We start from the raw sequence: 14,484 nt of genomic DNA, 5'->3' as shown, positions 1-14,484 counted from the left end.
GCTACTTGTAGCAGCAAGATTTCCTGCCTATTTGTGTTGTAGCAATATTTTTTCCCTCCAATCTCCGCTACGGCAATGATAGTTATGGCGATCTAGTCGCTGCTAGGGATGGCAGCGAAGAGACGCAGAAACGACTGTCGATCGCGGCAGGGGATCGGCATCTGACCGGTAACGCTGCCGTCCATGTTGATGGAGGTGGCAGTCCACTCTGCCGTGATGCTCTCACCCGAGTCTGCTCCCGTGACCAGCACGAAGGGATCGAGGTCGACGTAGCGGCCGGGGCGAAGATCGACGGGGGAGAGGTGGATCAAGGCCGATCCGGAGTTGTCTATCTCAATCGAAGGCCCGGCCTGAACATGACGAATGCCTGCGTAACCCTGCGACAGAGCACCGAGGAGGGGGGACCGAGTCGGCCCGTATCGTGGTTGCGAAGGTAGCGCTTGCAGGAATGCCTCATTTTCGACATGCAAGGCTTCTTCGGGCTCTAGGGCTCGAACGTCTCCTGGAATGTGGAGAACGACCTGGACGCTTAGGAGCGGAGTATCGGTTAGGTTCGTCAATCGCAAGACGACCGGCTCCAAGATCGCGGCTGCAGTCTCGTTGATCGCCTCAGGCAGCTTCGCCCGACACTCCGCAAGGTAGTCCTTCACGTCCTCTTTGTATTGTTCTGGAGATCGTTCTTCAGGGATCTCGAAGGGGTCTACGTAGATAGCCGAAGCCTTAAACATAAGAGATCTCTTTGTCCGCTGCTGGTGCTCGCGCAGGGACTCCAGCGCCTCCTTTTCGAGAATGCCAAGCCAAGAGCTGACCTCATCTTCAGGGCAGGTAACCGGTGTTGCGGCGCCGCTCAAGATCTTCAGGTTGAGGTTCAGGCTAGGGGTGCGACGTGTCAATCGTTCACCCAAAGCGTCGATGTCTGCTGCGGTCGCGCGGTCGGTGGTGCCGTTAGTCCGGCGAACGAAGATGGCTGCTTCCGGGATGCTCTTGCCTGGCTGCGGGGAGGGGGCTTGCTTGCGCATGCAGTGGATTGGGTCACCCCAGCGCGGTGGGTCGACAGTGATGACCAGGATGGAGACGATGCCGTTCTCACCCTCAGCTTCGACATAGGTCGGCTGCCAGCGGATGACATCGCCGACGTAGGGCTGGATCCAGCGGACAAGCTCAGTGATGTCGTGCTGCTCAACACCGTTCATGTCCTCGGGACTGACGCCGGCCAAGAGGAACCCGTAACCCTCGACGAAACCACTGACTCGGTCGGGTATCCGGTTGGCGAAGCCAATGATCGCCCTGGCGATGTGCGCACGGCCGCTCTTGTCGGACTTCTCTTCCGGGTTCAGGTCCAAGTCGGACTTCCACTCCAGCCAGAACGTCTCGTCGGCCATACTCGCGCTGCGTACTGCCTCCACTAGTTTCTTGAGTTCTGCATGATTGCGGGGGGCCATACGGACGTCGAAGTTCAAGACCATCCTGCACACTCCTCTTGCCCTGCCTGGCGAGCGCCGAGCGAGGGCCACACTAGCCCTCATTGGGGCTTAGCGTCCTCTGTCGGAGCGGTTTGGGGGTCGCAAGCATGCTGGTAATCACGGCCACGTGGCGGGCATGCAACGTTTCATCTCTGGCTGGAGCGTATTTTAACGATCTGAGTTACGCCGCCTCGAGAACTCTTAGTAATCGGCCTAATAGCTACTTGTTGGTAACCGTACAGAGTGTGCATTCTGTAGGGTCTGACTTTTCGCGATCATGGCGTTGACCTGCGGTAACGCGAAACGGTCGCGGCGAGTGCATGAAACACTCCCACGACCGCGTCAACTCACCCCCATATGTCCGATTCGGCGAGGCCATCATGCATGACTATGCAGTCACAGCGCGCCATCGACCAAGGCGCGCGCACGCCGTTACCCCTCGGCGCCGGCGGGGGATCGCGGCCACCACCGTTCGACATTCTCAGGATCATCCCGCCACGGAGACTCGGGGCGGGGCAGGACCTTATCTGCCATCTCGGGGTGCTTGGCCACGATGGCTGTGAGGGTGCGGTCCACGAGGTCGTGGACCGCGGCGCCCGGGACATGCGGCATCACCTTCGGGCCTACCTCTGAATCCCACCGCAGCCAGAAGTACGGCGATTCATCCGGGTTGCGCGCTGCGTAGGACTTGCCTGATGGGAACTTCGGCTGGCTTGGCCGCGGAGTGGTGTTGAAGATCGGCACGTTCTCGTCCCAATGTTCGTGAAGATCACGGCCTTCCTTGAGTTCGGCAGCCACCACCGGGTCAATCGTGATCTGCGACTGGCGCATCTTGAGCGCCTTAAGCAGGTGACCTGCCGCGGTTAGGCAAAAGTGGTGCTCAATCCTGGCCTGCCTGATCCTCATGCTGCGAGCGGGACTCTTCGTCTCCGGCTGGTACATCTGCGTCCACACCTCTGGAGCCAAGAGGGCCTCCCAGCGGTCCATCTGCAGGCGCGTGGCGAGTGCCCAGGTGAAGACCTCGTTGTCGATCTCGACATCGTTGAAGTGCTGGTTGACCATGACGCGACGGTAAGGCACCGCACATCTCCAGTGCACCCGAGATTCGAGCAGGGCTGACGGCCTGCTTCCATCGCGGTCTTCACCTGGCTCGCCTCGGTCATCGTCCCAGTGTGCGGATGCGCGGCCGCGCCCCAAGATCCTTCTGCGCCACCATGTAGCGCGCCGCGTCCATCCCGTGATCGTCCTGCTTGACCGGGGTCTCCTTCGGCGGCTTGCCCGGCGACGTGTCCCACACGTACCCGGTGATCTCCTCTGCCGTCGAGCACGGCTTCTTCGCGTCCTCCAACTCCGGGTCACGCTCGACCAGCGCATCACGCAGGAAGAAGATTCGCGGCCGGCCATCCCCGGCTGGCCGGAACCGGGCCTGCGTCGCCTGGATACCGTCGGACACGCCCTTGCGCGCTGCGATCGTCGACATGCCAAGATGCCGCTCCAGGGTGGCCCGGTCTTCGGCATCGTGGTCGCAGATGATCGCCCGCGGCCGTGGCTCCGCCCACACCAGACGGCACGCCTTGCACTCGTGGCAGTCGTGATCCGTGGCGCGCGACTTGCAGCACTCCTCGCACTCGCGGACCAGGCGCAGGATGTGCTTGGCGTGGTCCTCGACCAGGGTCCGCGTCTTGTAGATCTCCCGGTACAGGTACAGCCGGCCGTCCGGGTCTTCGGCCCAGCACTGCAGTACGAACGGGTTGGTGAAGCCGAAGTCCACCGTCCACCAGCGCGTCCACGACTCCGGAATGTCGAACCGCTCGACCACGTGGACGGCCGGGTCGAACTCCTCGTAGATCAGGCCCTCCGCCGCGACCCAGCGCCCATGCCGAAGTCGGTGGTAACGGACGCCGGTGAGCTTCTCCAGCTTGCCGATGTACGCCTCACCGCCCTCCGTCAGCGTGCCGTCCTCGCGAAACAGGGTCGGGTTGTCCTCGTGCCGCGAGTGGAGCATCAGCGTGTCGCCGCGGTCAGCGCGCTGCTTCAGCCAGTGGGACGGCGTCCACGGGTTGCAGTCCGCGATCAACTGCTGGAAGGAGATGCGCCCGTTGCGCAGGCGGGTGGTGAGGGCTTCCCAGTCGTCGATGGTGAGCTCGATGGCCTCCTGGACGAAGATGAAGTCGTACTCCGACGACATGACCTTCTGCGGCTTGTCGAGCCCGCCCACCACCACCGTGGAGCCGTTGCTGTAGCGGTAGGCGGCGGCCTCCTGCTGGCTGCCGCCGTACCAAACCACGTGGCCGGCGGCGATACTCTCGGCGGCGACCTTCTCCCGCCAGGTGACTAGCCCGGTGCTGCCGAGCGACACGAGCGTCTTGCGGACGATCAAGCCGCGGGCGCCCGGCGTGGCGAGCATCATCGCGTGCAGCTTCTCCAGTGCGGCCCGGGACTTGCCGGTGCCGGCCGGGCCGGAGAGGAGGACTTCGGGGGCACGGGAGGCGAACACCTCCGCCGCGGCGCCGCGGGGGCGGTAGTGGTGACGAAGGGTAGTGCTCATATTACGAGGCTACGACGTGAGTTCCTTGTTCATCTGCTCGCGAAGGCGCTTGTTCGCCTCGGCTAGTGCTTCAAGTGCGTCCTTGTACTCAGCCTCGCTGATAGGAACAAGATCGGCCCTGTTCTGGACACTCATCTGCAGCCGGGCATCGTGTTCAAAGAGAGTGCGCTGATTCTCGCCCCACTCCCGGTACAGATTTCGTACGTCCTTTGAACCGTGCAGACCGAGATTGACGGTGACGTTGAGCGTCTGCTCGTGCAGGCTTTCGAAGGTCGGAATCGGCATGCCAGGCGGATGGCCTCTCAGCGGGTCACTTGCGTATAACGCACTGACGGCGATGATCAATGACGAGAGCTGCGCATACGCCTCAACTTTGTGGGCTTCCCTAGCCAGCGCAAGCTGACTCTCGGCGGTCTTGTTCGCCATCCGTTCGACGTGGTCCCGCCCATGACGGGCAGTGCGCCACGTGAAGTAAGCCCCGATGCCTGCTCCGGTAATGCCGCTCGCGCCGGCCACTACGGGCGCGACCCATTCCCCTGCCATTGCCCAAGTATGGACCTCTATCGATCATTCCGCGCTGGCGAGCACGCGATTTCGTGCCCGACGACTGCGCTCGACCTTCACCAAGATCCAAACCATCCACGCAAAGCCCGCCACAGGTAGAAGCAGTCCAAGGGAGCCAAGGAAACCGGCGAGTTCCTCCGGAACGCCACTAAGTACGATGCCGAAGCCGATGAGAGGAAGTGCACGAGCATCAACTCTGGCCAGTTGACGATCCTTCTGCTCAAGCAGCTTGTGGAGCTCGTCCAGCCCGACGCGGAGCTCGTTGCCGAGTTCGCTGATGGCTGCTTCCCTGGCGCTTTTTTCCTCGTCGACGGCGCGCGCGGTTTGGTTGAGGTGCCCTTCCAAAACACTGATATGGGCACGGAGCGCTTCGATGCGGTCGTCAACAGGATCGCCGGGCTTCCAGGATCGTGCGGTAGCCGTGGCCGTCAGGGCGCCGAGCGTGGCGGTTGCACTGACGCTGACCGAGCGCGACTGGGTTGCGGGGGCGCGCCAGCGGTTGATCAGCCCGCGGGCCCGAGCAGCCGGGGCCCGAATAACCATCTTGGTGCCGTCCGGGGCCGCAATCATGGCGCCGACCATGGCAATTATGACACCGACCCACTTGTTGATGCCGGATAAGTACGCGTCGTCCGTTAGGGCTGCCACTATGTCCATGGCTGTCTAGGTTAGTCGTGCTTGCTGGTTTCGTTCGGATGCTAGATCGTGTGTCGCTCTGCCGTTCCGACCTCCAAGTCCGAGTTCACGCGCAAAGTGCACGACAACGAGCACGGGCAGCAGGTGAACGCGCCCAGCAAGCGGTGGACCGCTCCCGGGGGGATCGCTGAGCGGCTGGCTGAGGCCGGGGCTCAGCGCAGCCCCTCCACGTCCACGCCCTCGAAGTTGTAGGTCACCTGCACTTCGCCGCCGATCTGCTGCTTGACCGGCGTGTCCAGCCCCAACAGCTTCGCCCGACGCTCCTCGATGGCGAGCACGGTCTTGATGGCCATCAGCCTGGGCGCGTCATCCTCCAACGGCACGTCCTCGTGGTAGATCACCCTGCCGTTCGACACCGTGATGTGCTTCCGCCCCAGCACCTCGTAGGCGCGGCGCAGCATCTCGTCCAACCGCTCCGCCTGCTCAACCCGGTACTCGGCGACCTCCTGAGCGGGGATCTTCTTGAGCGTGTCCCAGTAGAGCTGGTGGGCGCGCTGCTTGCTGATGCCGAGCTGGTCGCCGATGGCCTCGAACGACTGGCCTTGCCGGCGCAGCCGCATCACCTTGGTGCGTCGCTGCTGGTCTTCCTCGGTGAGGCGTCTGGCCATCGTCAAGACCTCCTGAGTCAAGTGTGGGGGTGTTCTGCCTGGTCGCGTAACGGGGTGTGTGCGGGCCGCTACGGGGCTGTGGAGGGCTTTGCAAGGTTGTCTTGATGTCCTGATACCCGGATGGGCTCAGAGGCGCTCTCAGCGCTTCGTACGCCGCTCGCGGGTTCGGGGACGTGGACGATGTAGGGCTGGCGGCCGGTGTGGCAGCGGCTGATCCGGTGGTGGCGGCCGGGGGTGGCGTCGTGGGCGTGGGTGGCGTCGCAGTAGGGGCAGGTGACGGCGGCGACGGTGAGGCCGGTTTCGGGGAGCGTGGCGAGTTGGGCGTGGACGTGGGTGGTGGTGAGGCAGATGTCGGCCCGGTAGGCGTCGCTGGTGTGGGTGCAGATGGTGGCGCAGCGGCTGCGGGTGGCGGGGCAGAGGGGCCAGGCGGGGGCGTCGTCGGCGGGTTCGGGCTGGCCGCAGGCGAGGCAGGTGGGAGCGCACGGGGTGAGCTCGTTCCATTCCTTGTCGCGGCGGGGCGGCCGGGTGTGGCTGGTCTGGAGTTTGGTGACGCGGGCGCCAGTGGTTGAGGTGGTGGGTTCGAGGTCGCCGAAGAGGGTGCCTTGGAGGGTGGTGGTCATGCGCCACCGCCGACGGCTGCGCGGTTACGCTGCGTTGCTCTTCGGTCTCTTCGGTATTTCCGGTATCTGGGGAGTACCGGATAGAGCCGGATGTGACTCTGGGTGGACCCTTGCAGGTAGAGATCTATACATACAGTAGTTTGATCTTGATATTCCTTATTAATTAGAGAGAGACCTGACAGGCTCCTGACCAGCCCTATCCGGTATGTCAGAGCCCTTTCCGGTATCTCTCCGGTACTTTCCGGTACGTCACTCTGGGTGACATCGCGGTGTGTGGAGTCCGACCCGGAACCCTGGATATCCATGTGCGCCTGGTACCGGAGATACCGGAAATACCGAAGAGCAGCGTTCGCCCAGCTCGGAGCCCGCTTTCCTTCCCGGTATCCACATACCGAAGAGATACCGGATAGTGTTTCGACATACCGGATAGTGATGATCTTGGACGGTGAAGTACCGGACACCCGGTACGGAGCGTGACAGGTCACAAGACCCTCCCGAGCAGTTGCGGATGCGGAACAAACGAGCCCTCACTGAGGCGGCGGCCGTCGGCGCCGCGACGCTCAACCGAGGCGACCCACCCCTGCCGGGCGAGCCCCACCAGGGCCGCCCTGACCCCGGTTGCGCCGTGCTGCTTCACCCACGACCGGCCACGTAGCCCGGCACGCGCCTCATCGACGGTGAACTCGGGCACGCCCTTGCGGCGGATCCACTGCAGGACGTGCTCCGCCGCCTCATCGGCCGGGCCGCGGCGCGCGCCGTCGCCGCCACGGGAGCCGAGGACGGCCAGGGCGTGCGGGATGGCCCAGTCAGCGATGGTGAGCGCGTCCAGCATCACCAGGTCGCCCACCGGCTCTTCAGCCGCGCGCCCGGCTGCGAGATGCAGCAGTGCGGCGAGCCGGTAGACGAGCCCCTCCAGCTTCTTCGCCCAGCCCTTGATGGGGGCGAGGTCGCCGGAGTCGGGGTCGACGCGGGTTTCCATCTGCTGCCGCCACGCGAGGTGCAGATCTTCGGCTGTCTCCGAGATCTGCATGGGGATGGGGTCGAGCTGGTTGCCGTCGTCGTCGAAGGGGCGGCCGTCTGGTAGCACCGCGCGGAAGACGCGGTGGACGGTGGAGTGCCAGGCTTCTTCGAGGTGGCGGGGGACGTCGGGCGGGTTCTTGTCGCGGCGGCCGGCCAAGCTGTCGGGGCGGGCGATCAGGAATCGGTTGAGCAGGCCGCGGTCGGCGACGGCGGCGCTGTTGACGGCGTCGTCGATGACGACGGGTTGGACGGCGAGGCTGAGGGTGAGGGAGGGCCGGTCTACCTCGAACGGCTCCCGTGTGATGCGTTCGAGGCGGTACGGCTCGGAGCTGTCGAAGGCGGTGAGGACGAGCTCCAGGTTCGGTTGGCCTTTGCTGTAGCGGCCGGTGAGGTTGCCAAGGAAGCCGCCTTCGGCGCTGATGATGGCGATGTGCCCGCCGGTCCGGTTCATGATCTTGCCGAGGACTTCGGGTGTGACGTCTCCGGCGAGCAGTTGGGGGCGCGGGGGTGGGGTGGTGTCGGCGATCTCCTGCTTGATGGAGTCGAGGTCGGCGAGCAGGTTGTTGCGCTTCGGTCCGGCGGTGTCGGCGATTTTGGCGATGAGCTTGTCGCGGGTTTTGACGGCGATCTCGTGGTGGTCGGCCATTTCGCCGTACCGGTTCTTCCATTCGGCGCGTAGGACGCGTTCGAGCTGGCGGATGGGTTCGGTGACGGCGCCAACGGCGGGGCTCTTGCCTTCGCCTGAGTCGGCGATCGCGGCGAGGAACAGGTTGAGGGCGTTTTCGCGCCACTTGCCGCGGATGGTGGCGTGGCCGCCTGCGAGGGTGGCGAGGGCACCGAGGATGGCGAAGGCGGGCAGGTCGACGGGGACCTGCATGTAGATGGCGACGGCTTCGGCGAACTTGCCGGTGTCGCCGGGCAGGGTGTGGACGGGGAACGGCGGCAGCACGGTGTGCTGCTGGTCTCCTTCGTGGTCGCCGGGAACGGTCCAGGTGTGGCCGTCGATGTGGTTGCGGTCGGGGTAGAGGCCGCGCAGGATGTCGGGCTCGTCGGCGTTCGCCAGGGCGCGGCGGATGTCGTCGTCGGCCGTGTTCGGGCTTGCCGGAATTGCGGTGGTGGTGGGTTCGTCGGTGGGTGTGGTGGGCCACGGGGCGTCATCGGCGGACGGTGGCGTGGGCGGGGGCTGCCAGGGGCGGACTCCGCAGCGCTGCCGGATGTGGTCGAGGACGGCCGGGGGCAGGTTGCGGGCGGCCGGGGTGGCGTCGGGGTTGCCTGCGGCGGCGGCGCGGAGGTCGCGTGCGGCGGCCTGGTGGTCGCCGCGGTGGTGCCACCAGGCGAACACCTTGCCGTGGGTGAGCTTGTTGCCTGCGCCGACGGGCAGGTCGAGGTTTTCGGAGTGGTTGACGCACACGTGGGGCCAGGCGCGAACGGAGTAGAGGCTGCTCGCACCGTCGCGCCTCCACAGCTCGGCACCGTCGCGTTCGGAGCCGACGTAGGAGAGGCCTTGCGGCTCGAACAGGTCGGCCCATGCGCAGGCTTCGGCGAGCGCGTCGAAGGGTCCGACTTGGCTCGGCGTGTGCGTGGTCGGCAGTGGCCGGGTGGGCGGCTGCTGGCGGGCGGCCGGGGTCGGGTCGGGCAGGTCGATCGTATAGAGGAGAGCGGCGAGCTCGTCGAGCTGGTAGGTGACGCCGGATGCTTCCAGGACGACGCACGGCCGGGCGAGGCCCTCCTTGCGGTTGATCGTTCCGGGGATCCTCAGGACGCGGGCGAGGTCGCCGACGCCGGATCCGTAGTGGTAGCCGAGCTGCTCGCTGCCGGCCTTGACGGCGTGCTGCCATCGGGCGGTGAGGGTGGCGATGTCGTCGAGGTCGTCAGCTGTGATGGTGTGGGGCTGGTCGAGGAGCCACCACGGGTAGAGGCCGCCGCCGGAGTGGATCCACATGGTCGGCTCGGGGAGCCCGGCGGCTGTGACGATCTGGCGGGCGGTGTCGATGTCGGGCGGGAGCTGGTGCTTGGTCTTGTGGCCGGGGCCGGCGAGGTCGATGTCCGCCCAGAAGCCGGGCCAGGACAGGCTGTCGCTGGCGTGGCCGCGGCTGCCGGGCGCGGGCACGTTGCGCAGGGTGGTGACCCGCATGTAGATGCCCTGCTTGCCCTGCTGGTCGAGCCGGTTGATGTAGGCGACGGCGGCGTTGATGCCGGGTTCGTCGGTGGCGAAGTATTCGCCGACCCATGCGCCGGTGGCGCACACGTTGAGCAGGCCGGGGGCGCCCGCGTGGAGGGTTGCGAGCCAGGCGCGGGCCTGGTCGAGGTTTGCGCCGGGGTGGTGCTGGTGCTGCTCGGAGACGGTCAACCGGGGCCCCCTTGGTGCTGGTGGTGCTCGGATAGAGGTCAGGTGTGGGGTTGCGCTGGTTGCCGTCGGCGGTGGCGTTTGGCTAGGCACCGTCGGTGATGGTGGGTGCGGCTAGCCGGGGGCAGACTTGGCATCGGCTGGACCACTCCATGGACATCTCCGCAGCTCGTAGCGCTGGTTGAGATGTGATGTATTGCGATCAAATTCCATAGGATGGCCGGGACCTGCGAGTTCTTGCCGAGCGCATCATCGAGTGCGTCGGATATTTGCTGTAGGCCTGTCCATTCGCACAGGTGGAGCGATGTGATGCATTTTGATCGCATTACGTCAAGTCGGTGCTCGCGCCGCGGGGCCTGCAGCGGGGGCATGGTGGTCGCTGTCATTGGGCCACCTCCGCCGAAATGTGCGACTTGATGGAGCGGACCGTGATTCCTGCGGCGGCGGCCTGGCGCATGCAGTCGCGGGTGCCGGTGCTGGGTCCGGCTCCGGGGAAGGCGACGCATTCGTGGGCGCCGAGGGCGGCCATTTCGCCGTTTCGGTGGGGGCCGGCGAGCGGGCAGTAGGTGGAGCCGTCGGGCCGCTCCTGGCGGTGTTCCGGTGTGCACGTGGGGGTGGAGCAGGTGTTCCAGTTGGCCGGGTGCGTCTCCTCGTAGACGCCGTGTTCGACGCACCAGAGGTGGATGAGCCAGTCGGCGGACCGGTCGGGGCGGACGCCGCGGATCGGCTTCGGGTAGGCGGCGCCATGGACGACCACCAGGCGCGGGTGCGCCGTGTGGATCTCGGTGAAGGTGGCCCAGATGGTGTCCTTGTCAGTGCGGTCGCGTCCGCCGGTGGCGAGGATGCGCCACAGCGGCTGGTGCTGGGCCCACGTCGCGCATCGGTTGTCGGGCGGGCAGTAGTGGCGGAGCGGCGCGCAGTAGGCGGTCAGACCGGGTTCGGGCTGGCCGGCGAGGGCTGCGGGTGTGCAGGTGGCGCACCGTGGCCCTTGAGCGTAGAGACGCGCTGGGATGCGGCCGCAGTACGTGCCTGCGGCGGCGTCCCAGCGCGTGCAGGAGCGGGTCACGGGGCGTGCTCACGCGCCCGGTAGGGGACGAGGGGCCATTCGTCGCGCACGTCATCGAACGGCTTGTTTTGCCGCTTCAGGTAGTCGCGGAAGCTGCGCGCCTGTTCGGCCTTGGCCTTGATCTGCATGGCGTGCAGCTCGTGGAGTGGCATGGCGGCGATGTTGGGGTGGCGTTGGGCGATGCGGTAGGCGAGCCGGGCGGCGGCGATGGCGTCATGTGAGGCGTCGTGGGCGCCATCGATGCGGACCTCGTAGTGGGCGCAGACGGCGGTGAGCTTGCGGGAGCCTTTCCGCCACTTGTCCACGTGCTTGTCGAGCACGAAGGCGTCGATGATGACGGCGCGGGCAGCGTGGAGTCGGTCGCCGAACGGCTCCAGGCCGTAGCGTCGGGTCTCCCTGTCGAGGAGGGTGAAGTCGTAGGCGAGGTTGAAGCCGACGATGGGCCAGCCTTCGTTAGCGTGGGCGATGAGGAGGTCGGCCAGGTCGCTGGCGACGGCGGCGGGGTCTTCGCCGTGCTGGCGGGCGTACTCGGTGGTGATGCCGTGGACGTTGGTGGCGGCCTGCGGGATGTCGATGCCGGGGTTGGCGAGCTTGGTGATGGTGTTGGCCTCGCCGGTGGTGCCGTTGATCGTGGAGACGCAGCCGGTGACGATGCGGTCGTTCTCGACGTCGATGCCGGTGGTCTCGAGGTCGTGGGCGCAGAGCATGCCGCGGTGCCAGGTCACAGGGTCCACTCCGGCGAGTTGTCGTTGCAGTGGCAGTGCGCGGTGATGTCGCGAAGCCCGCTGACTGGGCACTCACTCAAGTGCCGCTTCCAGCAGGTGCAGGCCGTGCCCTTTCCGGTGCGCAGGTCGCAGTCCGACCAGTGGCGGGCGAGCGCGGCGATGTTGTCGGGCAAGTCCTTGACGAGCGCCTGGTAGAGGGGTGTGGTCTTCAGCCACCCCTCCGGGTCGGCGTCGCGCGCCTGCTGGCTGCCGTCCAGCTCTCGCTCAAGGGCGTCCTGAGCCATCTCGCCCATCGGCGCGAAGACGGGCATGTCCGGCCCAGGGACCGGCTCGCCGTTCGCGTCGCTGATCACTGTGGGCGCGGTCGTGCTGTAGATGAACGCGATCTCGCCTATGCCGAAGCGCATGGCGAGGGTGCCTGCTTGGCGGAGGAGCCAGTTGGCGGCGTTGTGCCGCCAGGCGGCATCCATCTCGCTGACGCGGAGCGGTGGCCTGCCGTTCGGGACCCAGGTGGCTTCCTGGGACAGGTACTTGAACCAGGCGAGGCACTCGTCCATGACGCCGGTGGAGGTTCCTGGATAGCTCATCAGAACGGCACCGCCTCTTCTGCGCCGGTGGGCTGGTCGGCAGCAGTGGCGGGCTCGCTGTAGCGGCCATCGCGGACGAGCCGGAGGAACACCTGCAGTTCGTTCGGCGTGGCGCCCTTGTGCTGAATCCCCATAGCGCCGTGAAAGGTCTTGGCCAGCTCGGTCATGCCGCGCGGCCAGGCGGCGACGATCTGCTGCCAGAGCAGCTCTACGTCTTCGGCGTCCTGCTGCTTGGCTGCCACCGCGAGAGACTCGGCGGGCGGAGGGGCGGGAGTTTCTGCTGCGGGCGGCTGTGCGTCGGCGACCGGGGCGGCGAGCTCGGCGACGCGGGTCTTAGCGGCGGCCTCGACCTCCTTGCCGTTGGCGTTCGGGTCTTGCTTGGCCTGCTGCCAGATCTGCACCACGGCGTCGCGGGAGTCGGCGGCGGCGATGAGGGAGGCATAGTCGGTGCGCGGAGCCTCGATCGCGGTATGGCCTTCACTCAGCGCCTCACCGAGCGCGCGAGCCATCGGCATGACGCCCGTCAACACCTGGCCAGCCGTCGCACCGCGCAGCTCGACCGCGACCACCGGGAACTGCTTGGTCTGGCCCTGGCTGACCCGGGTCCGCTGCTCGATACGCAGCCGGACAGGGATCAGCGCCTCGGAGCCGATAGACCCCTTGAGCACATCCACTGCGGCTGCGATCTCGTTGGCGGAGTGGTAGCTATGCGTCTCGACTCGCCAAGCGCCGATGTCAGGCATGTCGGGGAGGATGACGTTGAGTCGGCTCGTCATCTTGCACGCCTTGTCCCGGGGCGCGGTCTCGTGGAAAGCGTCGCCCCACTGCGCGCGGCACAGGCACGGGGAGTCGGTGAGGGACTCGGTCATGCCGTCGCAGCGGCGCTGCGCCCCGCCTTTCGACCACAGCTCGTAGCTCTGTGAGAGCGGGTCGCCGGGCGGCAGGATCGCGTCGAGACTGGGCGCTTCGGTCATGACACGCCACTGGGCGGCGCCGTTGCCCTGCGGCTGCCACTTCTCGACCGTGCCGCCCCAGATCTCGGCGGCGGCCTGCACGTAATGCTCGGCGTGAGACGAGACGATCCAGGTTTCGGAGCGGACGGCGCGGGGCCGCTTGTTCGGGTCGTCGTTCGGCACGCTGTAGCCGGTGCGGAGCCGTCCGAGCTCGCGGGCTTGGCGCTGGAGAGTGATGATGCGGGATCCCATCAGGCGACTGCCTTCCTGTTGGCGGGGACGGTGAGGACCGGGCCGACGATGTTCTTGGCCGGGCCGGTCTGGAATTCCGCCACGTGGCGGATGTGGCAGAAGGCGGCGAACACGTCGTCGCCGCAGGCCACCGGGTACAGCCGGTAGCCCTGAGGGCGGAGGTGCAGGACGACGCCGATGGAGTGGCGGGGCGGCATTTCGACGCGGGTGCCGTCGCGCAGCCAGCCGTACTTCGCCTTTCGGTAGGCGCTCATCTGGACGCCGGACTCGGGATAGACGCCGTGGACGTTGCCGTCGTAGGTGCGGGCGTCGAGCTCGCCGCCGGTCTTGGTGTCGCCGGGGATGTCCATGTCGAGCGGGCAGCCCAGCTCGGCGGCGAGCAGAGGGGAGCGGAGCAGGTAGTCGAGGGTGCCTGCGAACTCGTGGTCGTAGTCGGCGACGACCATCTCGGAGGCGGTGAAGGTGATCTGCCAGTCCCGTACGAATTCGTCGAAGGCGGCGATGTACGGCTGCATCTCGAGGTCGTTGGCGAGCGTGTCGGGTACTGGCGTGCCGAGCACCTTGGACTCGATGAGGTTGTGCACGGCGGTGCCCAGGTCGGCCCGCTCGTCCTTCTTGCGGGTGTGGGCGCGGCGTAGCCAGTCGTACGCCTCCTTGGCCTGGTCGGGGTCGCGCGAGGCGCGCACCAGCCGGGGCAGGTGCTCCATCGCGGTTTCGGCGACCAGATTCCCGGCCCAGTGGATCAGCGCCTCCTTGGGCGATCCCTGGTTGAGGATGGTCGTCACGCTGCGGAGGTACCGGTTGGTGACGTGGCACTTGTAGAAACCCGCCTTGGAGCGGCGCGGGATGCGGTATTCGCCGACGGGCTGTCCGCCGCCGGGGCACCAGACGGCACCGTGCTTGTGCTTCCTGAGCGTGCCGTCCTTGTTGATCTGGACTTCGGTCCGGTCGCAGGTGGGGTGGGGGCAGGCGGCGTGCGTGGGTTGGCCGGTCTCCGGTTCGTCGTTGGTGGTCATCGTGCTCCTGGCGTGCTGA

At 66.4% G+C, this 14,484-nt stretch carries 13 protein-coding genes; all 13 read right to left on the bottom strand.

Going from position 1 to position 14,484, the window contains the following annotated elements; translation table 11 throughout:
* Nucleotides 1-92 precede the first annotated feature (92 nt).
* The 13 genes from AB0I15_RS22850 to AB0I15_RS22790 all read right to left on the bottom strand — a co-directional run bounded on the left by AB0I15_RS22850 (nucleotide 93) and on the right by AB0I15_RS22790 (nucleotide 14,465).
* The gene (locus AB0I15_RS22850; RefSeq protein ID WP_358098765.1) at nucleotides 93-1,460 is read right to left on the bottom strand and encodes a hypothetical protein; all 1,368 of its coding nucleotides are present in this window, start codon (nucleotides 1,458-1,460) and stop codon (nucleotides 93-95) included.
* Between the two features lie 435 nt (nucleotides 1,461-1,895).
* Complete coding sequence (locus AB0I15_RS22845; RefSeq protein WP_358098762.1) at nucleotides 1,896-2,525, bottom strand: hypothetical protein; 630 nt, start codon at nucleotides 2,523-2,525, stop codon at nucleotides 1,896-1,898.
* Between the two features lie 97 nt (nucleotides 2,526-2,622).
* Nucleotides 2,623-4,011, bottom strand: a complete 1,389-nt coding sequence (locus tag AB0I15_RS22840; RefSeq protein WP_358098759.1) for a phage terminase large subunit — start codon at nucleotides 4,009-4,011, stop codon at nucleotides 2,623-2,625.
* A gap of 9 nt (nucleotides 4,012-4,020) precedes the next feature.
* On the bottom strand, nucleotides 4,021-4,554 hold the full coding sequence (locus AB0I15_RS22835) for a hypothetical protein (protein WP_358098756.1): 534 nt from the start codon (nucleotides 4,552-4,554) through the stop codon (nucleotides 4,021-4,023).
* A gap of 24 nt (nucleotides 4,555-4,578) precedes the next feature.
* Complete coding sequence (locus AB0I15_RS22830; protein WP_358098753.1) at nucleotides 4,579-5,232, bottom strand: hypothetical protein; 654 nt, start codon at nucleotides 5,230-5,232, stop codon at nucleotides 4,579-4,581.
* A 191-nt stretch (nucleotides 5,233-5,423) separates the two neighbouring features.
* Complete coding sequence (locus tag AB0I15_RS22825) at nucleotides 5,424-5,879, bottom strand: hypothetical protein (protein WP_358098750.1); 456 nt, start codon at nucleotides 5,877-5,879, stop codon at nucleotides 5,424-5,426.
* A 68-nt stretch (nucleotides 5,880-5,947) separates the two neighbouring features.
* Nucleotides 5,948-6,499, bottom strand: a complete 552-nt coding sequence (locus AB0I15_RS22820; RefSeq protein ID WP_358098747.1) for a hypothetical protein — start codon at nucleotides 6,497-6,499, stop codon at nucleotides 5,948-5,950.
* Nucleotides 6,500-6,980: 481 nt separating this feature from the next.
* The gene (locus tag AB0I15_RS22815; RefSeq protein WP_358098744.1) at nucleotides 6,981-9,869 is read right to left on the bottom strand and encodes a YfjI family protein; all 2,889 of its coding nucleotides are present in this window, start codon (nucleotides 9,867-9,869) and stop codon (nucleotides 6,981-6,983) included.
* Nucleotides 9,870-10,248: 379 nt separating this feature from the next.
* Complete coding sequence (locus tag AB0I15_RS22810) at nucleotides 10,249-10,932, bottom strand: SLOG family protein (RefSeq protein ID WP_358098741.1); 684 nt, start codon at nucleotides 10,930-10,932, stop codon at nucleotides 10,249-10,251.
* Complete coding sequence (locus tag AB0I15_RS22805) at nucleotides 10,929-11,657, bottom strand: 3'-5' exonuclease (RefSeq protein ID WP_358098738.1); 729 nt, start codon at nucleotides 11,655-11,657, stop codon at nucleotides 10,929-10,931. The genes AB0I15_RS22810 and AB0I15_RS22805 overlap by 4 nt, the downstream gene beginning before the upstream one ends.
* Nucleotides 11,654-12,244 carry a hypothetical protein gene (locus AB0I15_RS22800; protein ID WP_358098735.1) on the bottom strand — a complete coding sequence of 197 codons (591 nt, stop codon included), beginning with the start codon at nucleotides 12,242-12,244 and terminating at the stop codon, nucleotides 11,654-11,656. The genes AB0I15_RS22805 and AB0I15_RS22800 overlap by 4 nt, the downstream gene beginning before the upstream one ends.
* A complete protein-coding gene (locus tag AB0I15_RS22795) occupies nucleotides 12,244-13,449 on the bottom strand; it encodes a hypothetical protein (RefSeq protein ID WP_358098733.1) in 1,206 nt (401 codons plus the stop codon). Before AB0I15_RS22795 ends, AB0I15_RS22800 begins: the two co-directional genes overlap by 1 nt.
* Complete coding sequence (locus tag AB0I15_RS22790) at nucleotides 13,449-14,465, bottom strand: hypothetical protein (protein WP_358098731.1); 1,017 nt, start codon at nucleotides 14,463-14,465, stop codon at nucleotides 13,449-13,451. Before AB0I15_RS22790 ends, AB0I15_RS22795 begins: the two co-directional genes overlap by 1 nt.
* Between the last annotated feature and the right edge of the window lie 19 nt (nucleotides 14,466-14,484).

The sequence above is a fragment of the Nonomuraea sp. NPDC050643 genome, from assembly GCF_040654715.1.
Lineage (GTDB): Bacteria > Actinomycetota > Actinomycetes > Streptosporangiales > Streptosporangiaceae > Nonomuraea.
This window is presented reverse-complemented; position numbering and strand designations above follow the sequence as displayed.

Coding starts and splice junctions, on each gene's coding strand:
- AB0I15_RS22845 (WP_358098762.1), bottom strand. CDS start 2,525: ATGGTCAACCAGCACTTCAACGATGTCGAGATCGACAACGAGGTCTTC.
- AB0I15_RS22840 (WP_358098759.1), bottom strand. CDS start 4,011: ATGAGCACTACCCTTCGTCACCACTACCGCCCCCGCGGCGCCGCGGCG.
- AB0I15_RS22835 (WP_358098756.1), bottom strand. CDS start 4,554: ATGGCAGGGGAATGGGTCGCGCCCGTAGTGGCCGGCGCGAGCGGCATT.
- AB0I15_RS22830 (WP_358098753.1), bottom strand. CDS start 5,232: ATGGACATAGTGGCAGCCCTAACGGACGACGCGTACTTATCCGGCATC.
- AB0I15_RS22825 (WP_358098750.1), bottom strand. CDS start 5,879: ATGGCCAGACGCCTCACCGAGGAAGACCAGCAGCGACGCACCAAGGTG.
- AB0I15_RS22820 (WP_358098747.1), bottom strand. CDS start 6,499: ATGACCACCACCCTCCAAGGCACCCTCTTCGGCGACCTCGAACCCACC.
- AB0I15_RS22800 (WP_358098735.1), bottom strand. CDS start 12,244: ATGAGCTATCCAGGAACCTCCACCGGCGTCATGGACGAGTGCCTCGCC.
- AB0I15_RS22795 (WP_358098733.1), bottom strand. CDS start 13,449: ATGGGATCCCGCATCATCACTCTCCAGCGCCAAGCCCGCGAGCTCGGA.
- AB0I15_RS22790 (WP_358098731.1), bottom strand. CDS start 14,465: ATGACCACCAACGACGAACCGGAGACCGGCCAACCCACGCACGCCGCC.